Below are 17037 nucleotides of genomic sequence, written 5' to 3'. Positions count from 1 at the left end.
TTTAAAATTAACTCGTTGGTTACAATTATTTTTTAACACATAGAAACATAGACTTTGCTGTTCGAAAAAGAATATTTGAGTCATGTTATTCCTCACATAGTATACTTTTTGAAATGTATCGTTGTTTCTTTACTTGTTTAAAATTAACTCGTTCAATGTCATTCTTTTTTAATACATAGAAACATAGACTTTGCTGTTCGAAAAAGAATATTTGAGTCCTGTTATTCCTCACATAGTATACTTTTTGAAAGGTATCGTTGTTTGTTTACTTGTTTAAAATTAACTCGTTGAATGTCATTCTTTTTTAATACATAGAAACATAGACTTTACTGTTCGAAAAAGAATATTTGAGTCCTGTTTTTCTTCCTATCCTAGGCTTTATGAAAGGTGTGGTGTTTGCTTTAGTTTCATTTTCATCAGCGCAAAACTATGTTTCTATGTATTCAATTGTATTAATTATAGGCTGGGTTTTGTGGGAAATTTTTACTTTGATTTAAATCCAAAGCCTCTTGCGGAATTGGTCTCAAAATTTTCTTTTCTCCATTTGCTCCGTCAAAATTTGCTGCTTTAATATTGAAATTATGTAAAGAGGCTCTTTCGATTAATTTTCCGGTACGCTTCAAATCAAACCAGCGGTTGTATTCTCCGATCATTTCTCTTGCTCTTTCGTCCAAAATATAATCGATGTTAAACTCCCCAGCAGTTGCATTGGTCACACCGGCTCTTTTGCGTACTTCATTTAATCTGATTAATCCTGTGGCAGGATTGGTGTGTAAATAAGCTTCTGCTGCAATTAAATAGGTATCTGCCAATCTCGAAATTACAAAATCACGAGTACTTGTTCTTGGTGTAGTTGAACTAGTAGCGAAAGGTGCTTTTGGATCATCAAACTTACGAACCGGGATAGTTTGGTAATCACTATTCAAACCTTTTCCTGCACCATAAGTTCCGTATAGGTGAATATTAGTTTTTGGATTTGCCAGTTTGTATGCATCTAATTCTGCCGGAGTCATCCATTTGGGTACATAAAAATGAGTAACCGCTAAACCTGTTTTATTGGCTACATCATAATAATCATAATATCTTGTATAGGTTTGTGTCATAAAAGTTCCATCCCAACGGGTATCTCCTTTTTCAAAAAGTCCAATCGCGAAATCAGTTGGCAATAAGTTGTATGATCTGTAAGGCGCTTTACCTGCCACTTCTGATCCTCCTAAATAAGAACTAAAATAACTTGCTTGCCCGTTTCCGGTAGTCTGCGGGTTGGAACTGTTAGAACCGGCACTAAACTGAGCCGAGAAAATTACTTCTGCATTTATATCATTTGCCGGCAACCATAAATCACTATACTTAATAGTCAAAGCCTGACCGGCTATAGCATCGTCTGCATATTTTGCAGCAGTTGCAAAATCGGTTGCGGCACCAAAAGTTTCATACGCTCTGGTTAAATATACTTTTGCCAATAAATCCTGAACGGCTCTTTTGGTCACTCTTCCTGTAAAAGCACCGGCGGGCACTAAATTGAGAGATTCTTCTAATTCTTTAACGATAAAAGTATAGATTTCTTCTGCTGAATTTCTATCAAAAGACAATACCGGTGAATCGTGATACTGGGTGTCTAAACTAACACCTCCGTAGGTTTGTACTAATAAAAAGTAGGCATTTGCTCTTAGATACTTTACCTCTCCGATTCGGGCACTTAAGGTTGCCGTTTTCTCTGTTAATTCTCCAAAATGCAAAGCTGTATTGGCTCTTTGAATGGCTTTGTAACATTCTTTATACAGATAATCTACATTGGGAGAGGAAGAAGTCAGTTGTGTATATTGGCTTATTCCGATTGGTTCTGTACTTCTGCCCTCGGCATATAAATCTGTTCCGGAAACAAACAACCAGGGTTCACCACCGTAAATATCTTTTAGTTCTGCATAATTTGCATTTATTAAAGATTCATATCCTGATGACTTCAAATATTCAGAAGTCTCAGCGCTGGATCTGTTGTCCTCTTCGATAAAATCACTGCAAGAACTAAGTGTTAATAATGCTATTGATAGGGTTATTATTGTTTTTTTCATTTTGACTCTTTTTAAAATTTAACACTCATTCCCATTTGATACGTAATCGATGCTACACGACCTACACCAAATCCTGCTGCAGCCCATTCCGGATCGTAACCATCATACTTGGTGAATACAAATGGATTTAAAACATTTACATAAAAACGCAGGTATTTCATTTTAAATTTCTCAATAACGCTTGGTTTAAAAGTATATCCTAAAGCAATATTTTTAATTTTCACAAAAGAGTTATCTCTATAATAGCCTACGCCATTAGAATTCCAATAAGTACCTTCGTTAAATGCCATTGGATATTGGTTGGAAGCATTCGCTGGTAAGCCTGCATCATTTGCCGGAATATACCAGTCAATATCAGCTTTCTGACGACCTCTGTCAAATACGTTCGTAAAGTTGGCGTGGTAAGGGCTAAATACATATGAGCCTTCGCTGATAATTGCTGAAGCTGATAAATCAAAATTACCTACATTCAATTTTGTTGAAATACTTCCTGTCCAATCCGGATTGGCGTGACCCAAAATTTGTCTGTCGTCTGTTGTAATTTTTCCGTCACCATTTACGTCTTCTACTCTTGCCTGACCCTCACTTTGTCCGTAAGATGCGGCTTCAGCAGCTTGATTGGCTTGCCAGATTCCTGTAAATTTATAATTGTAAATAGCGTCTATCGATTCACCAATAAACAAATTGTTCCCTACATCATCATTTTCTTCATCGTAAACCGATACAATTTTATTGTTGTTTTTAGAAAAAACGAAAGTCGTTTCCCATTTCACAAAATCGGTATTGATGTTTTTTGTGGTTAACAATACTTCTATTCCTTTATTGCTTACGGAACCGATATTATTGGTGTAAGTTCCGTATCCATTTTCTGTTGGTAATTTCTGATCCAGTAATAAATCAGTAGAAAGTCTGTCGTACACATCTACGCTACCTGTAATTCTATTGTTTAAAAATCCGAAATCTAATCCAACGTTAAACTCTCTCATTTTCTCCCAACCTAATTCTTTGTTGGCCGGTTTCCCTTGCAACCATCCGTTTGCCGTTGTATTATTGTAATCGTAATACGTTTGCTGATCTATTTTGTTAATGGTAGAATAAGCCGCTACCTTGTTGTTTCCGGTGTATCCGTAACTTGTTCTAAGTTTTAAATCGGAAACAACTTGTTGGGTTTTCATAAAACTCTCATCCACTACTCTCCATGCGAATGCCGCTGAAGGAAATGAACCCCATTTGTTATTGTCTGCAAATCGGGAAGAACCATCCCATCTGTCTGACAAAGTCAATAAGTAACGTCCTTTATAACTGTAATTTAAACGTAATGCATAAGAAAGTAATGTACTTTTAAGATAGCTTGAACCTACTAAAAAAGTCGATTGTTTCCCTGAACCTAAATTGTCAAATCCCAAATCAAATGGCTGATCTGTAGAACTTGCCGAAGTGGTTTCTGTTTTATCATAATACATACTTTGAAGTCCCAATAAAGTAAAAGAATGATCCTTATTTAAATCATAGTTAATCGTAAACTGATTGTCCCAGGTTGAATTGAAATTTCCTTTTTCATTAACCGAAGCCGAAGGTAAATTTCTGTTAGCAACACCTGTATTGGTTAAAGCTCCCCAAGCCTGTCCTTGTCTGGCGTGATCGTAACCAACTGCATAAGTAGATTTAAAAGTAAGCCATGATATCGGTTTGTACTCTACAAATACATTACCTACACCGTTCCATCTTGTAATTTCATTTGTTGAATTGGCAATTTCCAATAACGGATTATAAGTACTTGTTTTATTGATTAAGAAAGCACCTGAATCGTCTGTCAATTTTCCCGGTAATGGAAATAAGTTCCCATGCAAATCATAAGGCGTGTAAAACGGACTTAATCTGAAAGCTTCCTGCATAGCCAAAGCACTTCCTAATTCCTGATTTGTTTTGGTCAGTGTTAAATTGGTTCCAACTGTAAATTTATCGTTTAGTTTGTGTGTCAAACCCACTTTAAAACTGTATTTATCCAGGGATTCATTCTCAACATTTCCAGTTTCATTTTGCAAACCAATACCTAAATTATACGCTAATCCGCTATCACCGCGACCTGAAATTGACACATAATTATTTTGTTGAATACCATCTTTAAGTACGGCATCGTACCAGTCAAAAGTATCATTGTTAGCTACTCTTTCGGCAAGTAATGAGTTTTGTGTACCTATAACGGTAGCATTTAAAGTCGCCGGTGTAACGGTTCCCGTAATCGGATCTTTTTTAGCTGTCGTTAAATAAGCCGATTGATGGTACAACCACCATTTTTGTCCACTCATCATTTTAGGCAATCTCGCAACTTGTTTTCCTCCAATGTAAGAATCAATAGAAACCGTCATTCCGGCTTTGGCTGTTGATCCACTTTTGGTAGTTACGATAACAACTCCATTGGTACCACGCGAACCATAAATCGCTGTGGAAGAAGCATCTTTTAAGATATCAATTCTCGCAATGTCTTGTGGGTTTAGAAAGTCAATTCCATCCGTTGGAACTCCATCTACCACAAATAATGGCGTCGCTCCTCCCGAGAAAGAACTTTTTCCTCTAATTGCAATTGTGAAAGGATCTCCCAAACGTCCCGTTGAAGCATTGATCTGAACTCCGGCTACATTTCCTTGTATTCCTTCCAGTACATTGGTCGTATTTTTTTCAGTGATCGCTTTCGCATCCAATGTTCCTACTGAACCAGTCAGGTCGGTCTTTTTTACGGTACCGTACCCAACTACAACAACTTCTTTTAAGGCATTTGTATCTTCAACAAGGCTTACGTTAATAGTCGTTTTTCCTCCTACCGTAATCTCCTGTGTTTGAAATCCTATAAAACTAATATTCAATACCGCTTTACTGCTACTGACTTTTATTTTATAAGTTCCTTCAAAATCTGTTGACACTCCATTTTTAGTCCCTTTTTCGAGAATATTTACTCCCGGTAAAGAAAGACCTGCTGCATCTGTAATTTTCCCTTCCAATGTGATTTCCTGACTATTCTGGGCATACAGCTGAGTCCCTAATATTAAATTCAGGAAAAATAAAAATACAATGCTGTATTTTCTCTTTCTCTTTAATAGTTTTTTTATGCTCATTTTTGTTTTAATGGTTTGGTTAATTGATAGTTATTAGCTTTTAATTTTTAATCGATTCTACTTTTTTTCCATTGATATAAGTATTTAAAAAGTTTACGTTTTTGACATTTTTAAGGGAATAGAGGGAATCTACTTTTTCTATTACCACATTTTTCAGCGTGATATTTTCTATTGGTGATTCTTTGTAACCGTCAGCCAGAATCCCATATTTACCTCCGTTTTTTACTTTGATATTTTCCAGACTGATATTTCTGATGGACGGTATAAATTTTCCTTCCTGACCACCATACACATTGTACGTCATCGTTGCTCTCAACACGCATTCGCGTACGGTTCCAACTTCAATATTTCTGACATAGATATCTTCTGTTGTACCTCCGCGTTTCGAGTTGGTTTTGATTCGGATGGCGCGATCCAGATTTGGACTGTCCATACTGCAATTTTCAACAAAGACATTGTTGACACCTGCGGAGATTTCGCTTCCCATTACAACCCCGCCATGACCGTCTATCATTTTACAATTTTGAACGATAATATTTTTACTCGGAATTGCGACCCTTCTTCCATCGGCATCTCTGCCGGATTTTATGGCAATGCAATCATCACCCGTGTTGAACGTGCAATTTCTAATGATTATATTTTGAGAGTATTCCGGATCACAACCATCATTATTAGGACCGTGACTGTTTATCGTCAGTCCGTCGATAATCATGTTATTCGATTTTATCGGATGTACAATCCAAAAAGGTGCGTTTATAATTTTAATATCTTTTAGAAGCACGGTGTTACATTCGAAGAATTCAATAAAACTGGGGCGTAAATAACGTCCTTCACCAAAGACTCTTTCGGAAACCGGAACTCCTTTTTCAGCCATATCAATCAATACTTCTCGATTCTGCGGGTCATTTTGCGACGGAATTCCTTTTTTCCATCCATACTCCTTACCTCCGGACCAAACCCACCAGTTACTATTATTCGCCTGACCGTTAAGAGTTCCTTTTCCGGTAATCGCGACATTGGTTTTGTTCTTCGCATAAATAAGAGGAGAATAGTTCATCAACTCTGTTCCTTCCCAGGAGGTATGAACCAGTGGATATTCTTTTGAATCTGTACTAAAAAGAATTTCGGCCTGATCTTCTAAATGCAGATTTACATTACTTTCTAAATGTATCGGTCCGGTTAGGTATTTTCCGTTTGGAACGAGTACAATACCTCCTCCGTTTTTAGCACACTCTTTAATTGCTTTTTCGAAAGCCAGCGTGTTAGATGTTTTTCCATCTCCAACAGCACCAAAATCATTTACCGAATAGCTTTTATTAGAAAAACGCGTTTCAGGAATACTCTTTACTATTAATTCCATTTTTTTCCATGGATCAACTTCAGATGAATTTAGAGGTTGTTTTCCACAGGATAAAAACAATACGGAAATCAAACCAAGAACGGTTGTTAATTGTAACACTATAGATTTATTTGCAATCATTTATGGCGTATTTTTTTATTTTTCAGCAACAATTGTAAGTTTTATGTAATCGATTACACGAAAGTAAAAAAATACTTTGATTGCACCAAATTTATTTAGAAAAAATTTATATATTTAATTTTTATTACCAATTATATTTACACTTAATGTAAAAAAACGCATAATTTATTATCATTGTAGTACTGCAAATCGTTAAGATATAAATATTGGTAATCGATAACATTAAATAATTGTTATACAAAAAAAATGTACTTTTGTCCAGTAACTAACTTGAAAACCTATTGAATGAGCGAAAAAATAACCATTTACGATATTGCCAAGAAATTGAATATCACCGCTGCAACCGTTTCCAGAGCGTTAAACAACAATCCGAAAATAAAAGAAAGCACACGTGAGTTAGTACTCAAAACAGCAGCTTCAATGAATTACAAGCAAAACAAACTTGCTTTAGCCTTAAAAAGTGGCCGTAGTAATAATATAGGAGTAATTGTTCCGCGCATTGACAGTAACTTTTTTGCTTCGGTAATCAGAGGTATTGAAGAAGAATTACATCCGCATGGTTATCAGGTCATCATTTGCCAGACACATGAAGATCCTAAAAGAGAAAGTGAAAACTTATATACGTTAATAGATGCTCAGGTCGATGGTATTTTAATGTCTGTTACCGATGTGGCAAACGAAAATACAGCTGCTTTTCAATATGTATTAAACAAAAATGTACCCTTAGTATTTTTTGACAGAAGTAAACATATAGATGGTGTCAGTTCTGTTACTATTAATGACTTTAAAGGTGGATACATGACCACCAAACATCTGATTGATGAAGGTTGCAAAGCTATTGCTCATTTTTCAGGAGACTTGTCTCTGGAAATCTTTAAAAACAGGTTTTTGGGCTACAAGCAGGCTTTATCAGATCACGGAATGCCTTTTAACGAAGCGTATGTTATTCGTACAAAAAGTACTTTAGATTCCGGTAAGGAAGCTGTAAATGTCTTATTACAATTAGAAACTCCGCCTGACGCTATCTTTTCATCGAGTGATTTTGCGGCTTTAGGAGCTATTCAGGTATTAAAAGAAAAAAACATTAGCATTCCGGAAGAATTTTGTGTGGCTGGTTTTAGCAATGAGCCTTTTACTAAGTTCATGGAATTGTCAATTACTTCTGTCGATCAGTCTCCTCTTGAAATGGGAAAAATGTCTGCTCGCGTTTTCTTAGAACAGGTAGATAAAACGGATACGATCAAAATTGAGAAAAAGGTTGTTTTGGCTCCGGAATTACATATTCGGAAATCGTCTTCCCGAACTGTCTCTTAGTGAAATACTCCTTCGAATAATAAACCCAATAACTTCAATGTTTATTGGGTTCTTTTTTTTTAAAACATATAAGTGATGTAAGTTCATTGTAGTTATGATGTGTAATTGCTTTGCGTTATTTGGGGGCTTTAGTTGGGCGTAATTCATTTTAACACATAGAGACATAGCAAACAAAGCCTAAAAAAAGACGTTTCACTTCAAATAAAACACATAAGATTATTTGAGAAAATCTTGATTTTCCTGAAACTCCTTAAACTGTCCATTCTTAATCTATGTGTCTACGTGTTAAACAACTCTCAATAGAACTACACAAGGTCAGTTAAAAATAAATGAGTTCTATTATAAATTTTTAAGCAATCATTTGAGCATAAATTTCATAAATAAATTTCGCAACCAACGGCATAAAAAATTACTTTTGTTACGTCAACGATAAGTGCCACTGCAAATGAATATTAATCTATTAACGACTATTTTTATTGTGGGAGGATTGACTTTGTTGTCGTTTCTCAAATTGAGCAATGTTGATGCTGCAAATCGGAAAGCGAATATCTCTTTTGGAATTTTCCTGTTGCTTTGGTCGAGTTTCTGGTTAGATGAACTGCTCTTTGCGAGTCATTTAGAGAAAGGAGATTTTATTTTTTACATTATACGCTTTGTTCAATTATTCACCCCTATTCCTTTCTATTTCAGCATTGTATTTTATACCAGTCCGAATTACAAAATAACATTTCGTGACTTGCGATTTCTTGTTGTACCGCTGCTTTTTTTAATCCTTATCCTGTTCCGATCCTTGTTAGACAAAACACTTATCAATTTATGGATTAGTTGTGTTTCTCCACTTCACGCTTTATATTATCTGCAATTATCATTTAGAAGAATACTTAAACATCAAAAGGACATTGAGATTTTTTCATCCAACAAGGAATTAATTAGCCTCAATTGGATCAAGTACATTATCTACTGCTTGGTTCTGTCTGCTTTGGCAACCATTCTTTATACCATTTTAGTTCCAAATGGACCGTTAAACACTTACATCAATCTATTCTTTTTGGGCACGGTTTATTTTGTGGCTTATCATTCAATCAAACAAAAGGAGCTGTTTCCAGTTGGGTATGTTCCCGAAAAAGAAACCGAAATTTTTACAGCGCAATACGAAGGCAATACTCCAAAAAACAAATTATTTGATGAGGATGAATTAGCGCTTTACAAGAATAAGCTACTACAATTGATGTCCGAAGAAAAACCTTATTTAGACACCGAACTTAATCTAATCAAATTATCTGAAATGCTCGGGCTTTCCGGACATCAACTCTCTTATATCATCAACAACGGATTTGATGAGAATTTTTTCTACTTCGTCAACAAATTCAGGGTTCAAAAAGCAAAAGAACTACTCGAAAAACAGGATAATGATAAATTTACGATCTTAGCTGTTGGTTATGATGCGGGATTCAATTCTAAGACCTCTTTTAATACTACTTTCAAAAAAATGACCGGTGATACGCCTTCCGATTACCGAAAAAAACATTCAAGACAATAAACTAGTGTTAGTAACATTAGGGCCAATTCGGATCAATACTATTTAACACATAGATTTGGGATTTACAATTTATGCTGTTTAAATAAAAACATAGTTTTTACACATAGTCTTATGTGTTTTATTTGAAGTGAAACGCCCTTTTTATTAGCTATGCAAACTATGACTCTATGTGGTAAAATTAATTACGCCCAAAGAGTTTACTATTAAACATTAAAATAGGTTCCGATAGATAAATCCGAACCTTTTACCCAATTATCGAATCTACTTTTACACCTTAAATCACAAACAAATGAAAGAGTTGTATACTGTAGTAACCGGAGCAAGTCAGGGTTTAGGAAAATCGTTTGCCTATGAACTTGCACAAAGAAATGAGAACTTAATTTTGGTGAGTTTGCCCAATCAAAACTTGCGGGAATTGTGTATGGAATTACAAAGTCGTTTTAAGATCAAAATCCACAGTTTTGAGATTGATCTGACCCGAAAAAGTAATGTATTAAAACTAGCCAGTTGGATCAACGACAATTTCAACCTGAAAATGTTGATTAATAATGCCGGAATAGGCGGTACAAAAGAATTTGAGAAGGCTGGTGTACACTATCTCGACAATATTATTCAGCTTAATGTCATGGCCACTTCTCTGTTGACGCATCAGGTATTGCCCAATTTACAGCGTCACGATAAAGCCTATATTTTAAATATTTCCAGTCTTGCTGCCTTTTCTCCTATTGCCTACAAAACGGTTTATCCGGCCTCAAAGGCTTTTGTGTACTCCTTTTCACGAGGTTTATATGAAGAACTAAAAGATACAAATGTTTTTGTGAGTGTTGTAAATCCTGGTCCGATGAAAACAAATGACGAGGTAACAAAGAGAATTGAAAGTCAGGGATTCTTTGCCAAAATGACCTCCTTAGATCCTGACCAGGTCGCTGTTTTTTGCCTGAACCGATTAGAGAAAAGAGATACTGTAATCATGGTCAATCAATTCAGCTGGCTTTTCCTGAAAATTTTGCCTGTTTGGTTCAAACTGCCAATGCTCTCCAATAAAATTAAAAAGGAACTAGCCTTATGAAAAGAGTTTTTATGACCGGAATAACCGGATTACTAGGGACTAATCTGGCCAACGAATTGTTACTTCAAAACTACCAAATCACCGCGATCGCAAGAGATCCTGATAAATATAAAGGAAACAGAAATTCCAATCTAAAATTAATAAAATCTAATCTGCACGCTGATCTTACCGAATACCTTGAAAACATTGAAATCGTGATCCATATCGCTGCCGAAACGGCTACAAATCTTATTCGCTACTCTGATTATGAAAAGATAAATTATGATGCCACAGTGTTATTATTTAAAAGTGCCAAAAAACAACAAGTGAAACAATTTATTTTCATTAGTACCGCCAACACTATTGGTTATGGCTCTCTTGCAAGCCTAGGAAATGAATCCCGAAAAATCAGAAGTCCCTTCTCACAATTAGATTATGCAAAAACCAAACTTAAAGCAGAAGAATATCTATTGAAGAATGCAAAAAACATGGCGGTAAAAATTTTGAATCCAACTTTTATGATTGGACCTTATGACAGTAAGCCGAGTTCAGGGAAAATTATTCTGATGAGTTTAGGTAAAAAGGTTGTCTTTTATCCACCCGGAGGCAAAAATTTTGTGGCTGTAAAAGATGTTGTCAGTGCTATCATTAATAGTTTTGAAAGTGGAAACACAGGAGAAAAATATCTGATTGCAGGAGAAAATCTCTCTTATAAACATTTTTTTGAGCAACTTAGAACACAGCAAAATCGAAAGCAATTTTTAATTCCTGTACCAAAATTTATATTGATTGCCTTAGGGTTTATGGGAAGTACTGTCCGCTTTTTTTCAATACAAACAAGTCTAAGTCTCGTCAATACCCGAATCCTGTGTGTAAACAATTATTACTGTAATAAAAAATCCAAAGAGCAACTCAAGATGCAATACAGCCCTATTGAAAATGCACTATTTGAAGCAGTAGACTATTTTAATTCAAAAAAGTAGTTTTTTTAAACCATATATTTTTAAACCATATAAGTGATGTAAGAAAATATAAGTTTTGCCGAAATGCGCTTAGAAAAACAGTCAATAAAAATTCTACAAATTATGATAAATCATAAAATTGAAATTTACGCCTAACAGTTGCATCCAGAATATTTTCCTTTTTATTGCAAATAATTAATATGGATTTGAATTGCCGTTGGTTTTAACCAACGGTTGTGTAGACTCGAGTCAATAGGCTTTAGCCAAAAAACTTAAGAGTCAAATTTTGGCTAAAGCCTCTATCAATGTCTTTTAAATCCGTTGGTTAAAACCAACGGCAATTCAAAAAGTATTTATTAATATTAAATAAAACCAGTATTTAAATATACCCATAGTAAGGTTTAATATAGCACAAACTTCAATGAACTTACATCACTTATATGGTTTAAACTCTACAAAGAAACTCCTCTTTTCCAAGGAATAAAATCGTTTTGATTTAGAATTGCTGCTTTGGTTTTGATGGTACCGCTGGCTACGTCAATGATAAATTCTAACATTTCGTCGGCCATTTCATCAATTGTTTTTTCACCTGTAATAATTCCTCCGGTGTCGATATCGATAATGTCAGACATTTTCTTCGCCAATTCTGTGTTGGATGAAATTTTTACAACGGGTGCGATTGGGTTTCCTGTTGGTGTTCCTAAACCCGTGGTAAACAAAACCATATTGGCTCCGGATCCTACCATTGCAGTTGTACATTCTACATCATTTCCAGGGGTGCAAAGTAAATTTAATCCCGGTTTTGTAATGTATTCTCCATAGTCCGAAACTCCAACTATTGGTGAGGTCCCCCCTTTTTTGGCAGCTCCTGCAGATTTCATGGCATCTGTAATCAAACCGTCTTTTATATTACCGGGAGACGGATTCATATCAAATCCTGAACCTGCATCCACAACCGTTTTTTCATACCATTGCATCAAATCCAAGAAACGTTTTCCTCCCTCTTCTTCTACACAACGGTTGACCAATTCCTGCTCTACACCACATAACTCAGGAAACTCAGAAAGAATGGTAGTTCCTCCTAAAGCAGCCAACAAATCGGAAGTAACTCCTAATGTTGGATTGGCTGAAATTCCGGAGAACCCGTCAGAACCACCACATTCCAAACCAATTTTCAATTTTGATAAGGGTGCCGGTGTTCGTTTTAATTCATTTGCTTTTTTGATTTCTTCAAAAGTATCTTTCACAACACTGCTAAGCATGGCTTCAATCGTCCCAATTTGCTGCTGATCGTAAATTAAAACCGGTTTTTTACTATCCGGATTAATTTCATTCAATGCATCTTTAAAAATTTGAATTTGAAGATTTTGACAACCTAAACTCAAAACCGTAGCACCCGCCACATTCGGATTGTTGACATATCCGGCCAATAACTTAGCCAGACTATGCGAATCCTGACGAATTCCGCCACAACCTCCCTGATGCGTGATAAATTTTACCTCTATATTGTTGAATAAATCCGCATTGCTTGCTTTTCCCTCCTTGCTATCTACTCCACTTTCCTTACTTACCAAAGAACGAAGTAAGAGCTGATAATCATTCTCTTTAGGTTTCATTAATTCCTTTTCGAAAATATCTTTTAAGATCTCGATATTCCTGTTTTCACAAAAAACCAAAGGAAAAAACAACCATACATTTTCGGTCCCAACTTGTCCGTCTTCTCTGTGGTAACCAAGGAAAGTTCTGTCTTTCCATTTGTCAATATTGGGTGCGGTCCAGCCAATCGTTTCCGTTTTGCCTGTTACCTTATCACTTTCGTGTTTTACGTTTAGCGTAGAAAGCAAGCCTCCTTTTTCTATTCTTTCACTTGACTTTCCTACCAAAACACCGTACATAATAACCCTGTCGCCTGTATTAAGCGGAGTTAAAGCTATTTTGTGTTTGGCTTTTACATCAGAACCAATTGCAATCGTTTCTCCTTCAAAATGAATCAGTTCCCCTGCTGTCAGGTTTACTAAAGCGACCGCTACATTATCGGTAGGATTAACTTTTATTATTTTTTTTTGCGTTTCCATAACTATTGTATGTAAGTTCCTGAATTTATCTGTTTTTTAAAATTGGTAAAACCTTGTTCGATACCATTTTCATCTATTTCTTTTAAGGCTTCAGCAATAGTTTCTGTCAAAGATGGAATCGTAGTCAAATCTTCATCCCAGAAACTTTTATTTTGCAAAGTGAGTGTTGCAATTTCATTATAGTCATTTGATTTCCAGACCTCATTAAAAAAAGCAATAATATCTTCACTATCGTTTATTGGCAGATTTTGTCCATTCCAGGTTCCTTTATAAAAACGAATTAAGCAGGCAAATGCATACGTTAAATGAACCGGCAATTTTTTATGAATGGCGACATACTCCGTCAAACTTGGTAAAACACGCACTTTAAATTTAGAAATCGAATTTAAAGCAATCGAAGACAATAAATGTTTAATAAAAGGGTTTCTGAAACGATCTAAAATTTCCTCAGCAAAACTGGCCAGTTCGGCTGGATCCATAGCCAAGGTTTCATTGATTTCTTCGAAAACGGCTTTGTTTACAAATTCACCCGTGAAGGCATTATCGACTGTTTCTTTAACTGTTTCGTTTCCGTAAAGCAACGAGAAAGGTACCATAGCGGTATGGGCACCATTTAAAATCCTCACTTTTCGCGTACGATACGGCTGCATATCCTTGACGATCTTTACGTCTAAATCGGTCTTCTCAAACGGAAGTTTTGCCTTCAGCGCATCATCACCTTCAATTACCCACAAGAAGAAACTTTCCGCACTTACAATCAAATCATCTTTATAAGACAACTGACTGTTGTATGCTTCGATTTGATCTCTTGGATAGCCCGGAACAATTCGATCTACCAAAGTATTATGGAAGGAGCAGTTGTTGATGACCCAAAAAACAAAGTCCTGCTCCAATTTCCATTCAATAGCATATTTTAGAACAATTTCTTTTAACGTATCCGAATTGTAATTGATCAGTTCACAGGGAATAATGGTCAATCCTTTCGAAGCTTCTCCATTAAAATGCTTAAATCTTTCGTGTAAAAGCACCGTTAATTTCGCCGGAAAAGAAACCGGAGGCTGCATTGTCGGAAGATCAGATGCGATATATTCTATACCGGCTTCGGTTGTATTGGATATAATAAAAGCTAATTCTTCTTCTCTGGCCAAAGCCAAAAAATCTTGAAAAGAAGCATACGGATCAATTGCTTTTACAATATTGGTAATCAATTCTTTATCCTGAATTTCCTGCCCTTTTTTAACCCCTTTCATAAATAAAGTATACAAACCGTCCTGTGTATTAATCATCGGAACCAAGCCTTTATCGATCGGTTGTACCACAGCAATACCGGCATTAAAATCAGCCTTCTGATTGAGCTTTTGAATAGCAAATTCTACAAAAGCCCTTAAAAAATTACCCTCTCCAAATTGCACAATCTTGATTGGAAGTTTCGCTGTTAACTTCGCATTTGATCTGTTTATTTTTTCCATTTTAAATTCTTTATCACTTTATCAATTCCCCTAACAATCTCCTAGTCTGATTTTTATATTTTTAAATTGTAAAAGAAACATCACACCTGAGTGAGAAATAAATCTTGTCGTGAGGATTCACAAGATTTATTTTGCAAGTGTAATGTTCTATTACAATAACTAAAACTCCAAAAAACGACTCGTCGAACAGGGAACTGTTATAATTGTACTATTTGTTTTTTATCTTTTTGATGATCGCGAGAACCTCACTTACTTTGTTTTTTAAACCCTCAAAGTCATTCTTATCAAGCATCTCTTTTGAGATTAACTGTGACCCCAAGCCAACACAAACCGCACCGGCATCGAGCCACGAAGTCAGACTTTCTACAGTAGGGAAAACACCTCCTGTAGGCATAATACTTGTCCAGGGACAAGGGCCTTTTATTGCTTTTATAAACTCCGGTCCATAAATATCTGCCGGGAATAATTTTACTATTTCGCATCCTAATTCTTCGGCTCTGGCAATCTCGGTAAGTGTCCCGCAACCCGGTGACCATAATACTTTACGACGATTACAGACAATTGCAATATCTTCTCTAAAAACAGGAGTTACAATAAAATTAGCTCCTAATTGCAGGTATAAAGACGTTGCTGCTGCGTCTGTAACCGATCCTACGCCCAACATCATTCCCGGTAATTCAGCCAATGCATATTTATTTAAAGCGGCAAATACCTCAAAGGCAAAGTCGCCACGGCTTGTAAATTCCATTAACCTTGCGCCACCATCATAACAAGCTTTTAATACTTTTTTACTCACTTCGATATCCGTATGAAAAAAAAGCGGAACCATACCGTTTTCTTTCATTTGCGAAGCCACTTCAATTCTTGAATATTTTGCCATTTTTTATTTTAATTATCTTGATACCAAACCTGTAGCATCACCATCAACCATATTCTCTACTTCTTTTAATGTCACTAAATTGTAATCTCCCGAAATAGTGTGTTTTAAACAACAAGCAGCTACTGCAAAATCTAAAGCCCTCTGGTTGTTGTTCTCATATTCGCATAGACCATAAATCAATCCGCCCATAAAGGCATCACCACTACCAACTCGATCTACAACAGGAGTTACTTCTTTGACAGCGGCATTGTAAATCGCTTTTCCATCAAACAAAATTCCTCCAATTCTTTGGTGAGAAGCACTAACCGAATAACGTAGTGTGGTGGCTGCAATTTTTAAATTCGGAATAAAATCAAAGAGTTTCGTATACAAAGCAGGAAGCGTTTTCTCATCCTGATAGTTTGGATTTACTTTTGGAATTCCTAACATAAAATACGCGGTATCAATATCTCCCAAAATCACATTGCTGTATTTTAATAGCTCGGGCATAACATCACTCGGCGTTTTACCATACTGCCATAATTTGGATCTGTAATTTAAATCACATGAAATCATGATTCCTAATTCATGTGCTACTTTAATCGCTTCCAGACAAGCTTCGGCGGCAGTTTCAGAGATGGCAGGTGTAATTCCGCTCCAGTGAAACCAGGTTGCACCTTCTAATACTTTTTCCCAGTCAATACTTCCTTTTTCAATGGTTGCCATGGAACTGTGTGCCCGATCATAAACCACATTGCTTCCACGAGTTCCGGCTCCGGTTTCCAAAAAATAGATCCCCAGACGTTCTCCTCCAAAAATTATATTTTTTGACTCGACGTTCATTTTTCGCATTTCTTTTAGTGCCGAACCTCCGATTTCATTTTCGGGTAAACGGGTTACAAATTCTGCATTCAGACCGTAATTCGCCAGTGAAACGCAAACATTAAATTCGCCTCCTCCATAAGAAGCTCCAAAAGCTTTAGCTTGCGAAAAACGCAGATGTCGCTCTGTCGAAAGCCGTAACATTATTTCTCCGAATGCAACTATTTTATTCATAATATTCTAATTATTTTACCGCAGATAACTTCTTTTTTTTTGCCACAGA

11 protein-coding genes are annotated in these 17037 nt (G+C 36.0%); 4 read left to right on the top strand and 7 right to left on the bottom strand.

The window, feature by feature from the left end; translation table 11 throughout:
- Window positions 1–452: 452 nt before the first annotated feature.
- The 3 genes from AB674_RS13045 to AB674_RS13035 are packed head-to-tail and all read right to left on the bottom strand — an operon-like array spanning window position 453 to window position 6665.
- Window positions 453–2072 carry a RagB/SusD family nutrient uptake outer membrane protein gene (locus tag AB674_RS13045; RefSeq protein ID WP_047777250.1) on the bottom strand — a complete coding sequence of 540 codons (1620 nt, stop codon included), beginning with the start codon at window positions 2070–2072 and terminating at the stop codon, window positions 453–455.
- Window positions 2073–2083: 11 nt separating this feature from the next.
- Window positions 2084–5185: a SusC/RagA family TonB-linked outer membrane protein gene (locus AB674_RS13040; RefSeq protein WP_047777248.1), complete on the bottom strand. Its 3102-nt coding sequence runs from the start codon at window positions 5183–5185 to the stop codon at window positions 2084–2086.
- A 40-nt stretch (window positions 5186–5225) separates the two neighbouring features.
- Window positions 5226–6665 carry a glycoside hydrolase family 28 protein gene (locus tag AB674_RS13035; protein ID WP_047777245.1) on the bottom strand — a complete coding sequence of 480 codons (1440 nt, stop codon included), beginning with the start codon at window positions 6663–6665 and terminating at the stop codon, window positions 5226–5228.
- A gap of 285 nt (window positions 6666–6950) precedes the next feature.
- On the opposite strand from AB674_RS13035, the gene AB674_RS13030 reads away from it, so the two are divergent.
- The 4 genes from AB674_RS13030 to AB674_RS13015 all read left to right on the top strand — a co-directional run bounded on the left by AB674_RS13030 (window position 6951) and on the right by AB674_RS13015 (window position 11550).
- A complete protein-coding gene (locus AB674_RS13030) occupies window positions 6951–7979 on the top strand; it encodes a LacI family DNA-binding transcriptional regulator (protein ID WP_047777243.1) in 1029 nt (342 codons plus the stop codon).
- A 445-nt stretch (window positions 7980–8424) separates the two neighbouring features.
- The gene (locus AB674_RS13025) at window positions 8425–9519 is read left to right on the top strand and encodes a helix-turn-helix domain-containing protein (RefSeq protein WP_047777241.1); all 1095 of its coding nucleotides are present in this window, start codon (window positions 8425–8427) and stop codon (window positions 9517–9519) included.
- 289 nt (window positions 9520–9808) lie between these two features.
- Entirely contained in the window at window positions 9809–10588 is a 780-nt protein-coding gene (locus AB674_RS13020) for an SDR family NAD(P)-dependent oxidoreductase (RefSeq protein ID WP_047777240.1), read from the top strand.
- Entirely contained in the window at window positions 10585–11550 is a 966-nt protein-coding gene (locus AB674_RS13015; protein WP_047777239.1) for an NAD-dependent epimerase/dehydratase family protein, read from the top strand. Before AB674_RS13020 ends, AB674_RS13015 begins: the two co-directional genes overlap by 4 nt.
- Window positions 11551–11981: 431 nt before the next feature.
- Here the strand turns inward: AB674_RS13015 and AB674_RS13010 are convergent, their stop codons facing one another.
- From AB674_RS13010 to AB674_RS12995, 4 genes are all read right to left on the bottom strand, one after another.
- Window positions 11982–13604, bottom strand: a complete 1623-nt coding sequence (locus AB674_RS13010) for a UxaA family hydrolase (RefSeq protein WP_047777238.1) — start codon at window positions 13602–13604, stop codon at window positions 11982–11984.
- Window positions 13605–13606: 2 nt separating this feature from the next.
- Window positions 13607–15073, bottom strand: a complete 1467-nt coding sequence (locus tag AB674_RS13005; RefSeq protein ID WP_047777236.1) for a tagaturonate reductase — start codon at window positions 15071–15073, stop codon at window positions 13607–13609.
- A gap of 208 nt (window positions 15074–15281) precedes the next feature.
- Complete coding sequence (locus tag AB674_RS13000) at window positions 15282–15953, bottom strand: bifunctional 4-hydroxy-2-oxoglutarate aldolase/2-dehydro-3-deoxy-phosphogluconate aldolase (protein WP_047777235.1); 672 nt, start codon at window positions 15951–15953, stop codon at window positions 15282–15284.
- A gap of 12 nt (window positions 15954–15965) precedes the next feature.
- Window positions 15966–16988, bottom strand: coding sequence for a sugar kinase (locus AB674_RS12995; RefSeq protein WP_047777234.1), 1023 nt, complete (start codon window positions 16986–16988; stop codon window positions 15966–15968).
- Window positions 16989–17037 lie beyond the last annotated feature (49 nt).

The sequence above is a fragment of the Flavobacterium sp. ABG genome (assembly GCF_001027725.1).
In the GTDB taxonomy this organism is placed as follows: Bacteria; Bacteroidota; Bacteroidia; order Flavobacteriales; family Flavobacteriaceae; genus Flavobacterium; species Flavobacterium cupriresistens.
This window is presented reverse-complemented; position numbering and strand designations above follow the sequence as displayed.

What these genes read in the sequence shown, in the direction of transcription:
- AB674_RS13040 (WP_047777248.1), bottom strand. Translation starts at nt 5,185, where the DNA reads ATGAGCATAAAAAAACTATTAAAGAGAAAGAGAAAATACAGCATTGTA.
- AB674_RS13000 (WP_047777235.1), bottom strand. Translation starts at nt 15,953, where the DNA reads ATGGCAAAATATTCAAGAATTGAAGTGGCTTCGCAAATGAAAGAAAAC.
- AB674_RS13010 (WP_047777238.1), bottom strand. Translation starts at nt 13,604, where the DNA reads ATGGAAACGCAAAAAAAAATAATAAAAGTTAATCCTACCGATAATGTA.
- AB674_RS13035 (WP_047777245.1), bottom strand. Translation starts at nt 6,665, where the DNA reads ATGATTGCAAATAAATCTATAGTGTTACAATTAACAACCGTTCTTGGT.
- AB674_RS13015 (WP_047777239.1), top strand. Translation starts at nt 10,585, where the DNA reads ATGAAAAGAGTTTTTATGACCGGAATAACCGGATTACTAGGGACTAAT.
- AB674_RS13030 (WP_047777243.1), top strand. Translation starts at nt 6,951, where the DNA reads ATGAGCGAAAAAATAACCATTTACGATATTGCCAAGAAATTGAATATC.
- AB674_RS13045 (WP_047777250.1), bottom strand. Translation starts at nt 2,072, where the DNA reads ATGAAAAAAACAATAATAACCCTATCAATAGCATTATTAACACTTAGT.
- AB674_RS13025 (WP_047777241.1), top strand. Translation starts at nt 8,425, where the DNA reads ATGAATATTAATCTATTAACGACTATTTTTATTGTGGGAGGATTGACT.
- AB674_RS13005 (WP_047777236.1), bottom strand. Translation starts at nt 15,073, where the DNA reads ATGGAAAAAATAAACAGATCAAATGCGAAGTTAACAGCGAAACTTCCA.
- AB674_RS12995 (WP_047777234.1), bottom strand. Translation starts at nt 16,988, where the DNA reads ATGAATAAAATAGTTGCATTCGGAGAAATAATGTTACGGCTTTCGACA.
- AB674_RS13020 (WP_047777240.1), top strand. Translation starts at nt 9,809, where the DNA reads ATGAAAGAGTTGTATACTGTAGTAACCGGAGCAAGTCAGGGTTTAGGA.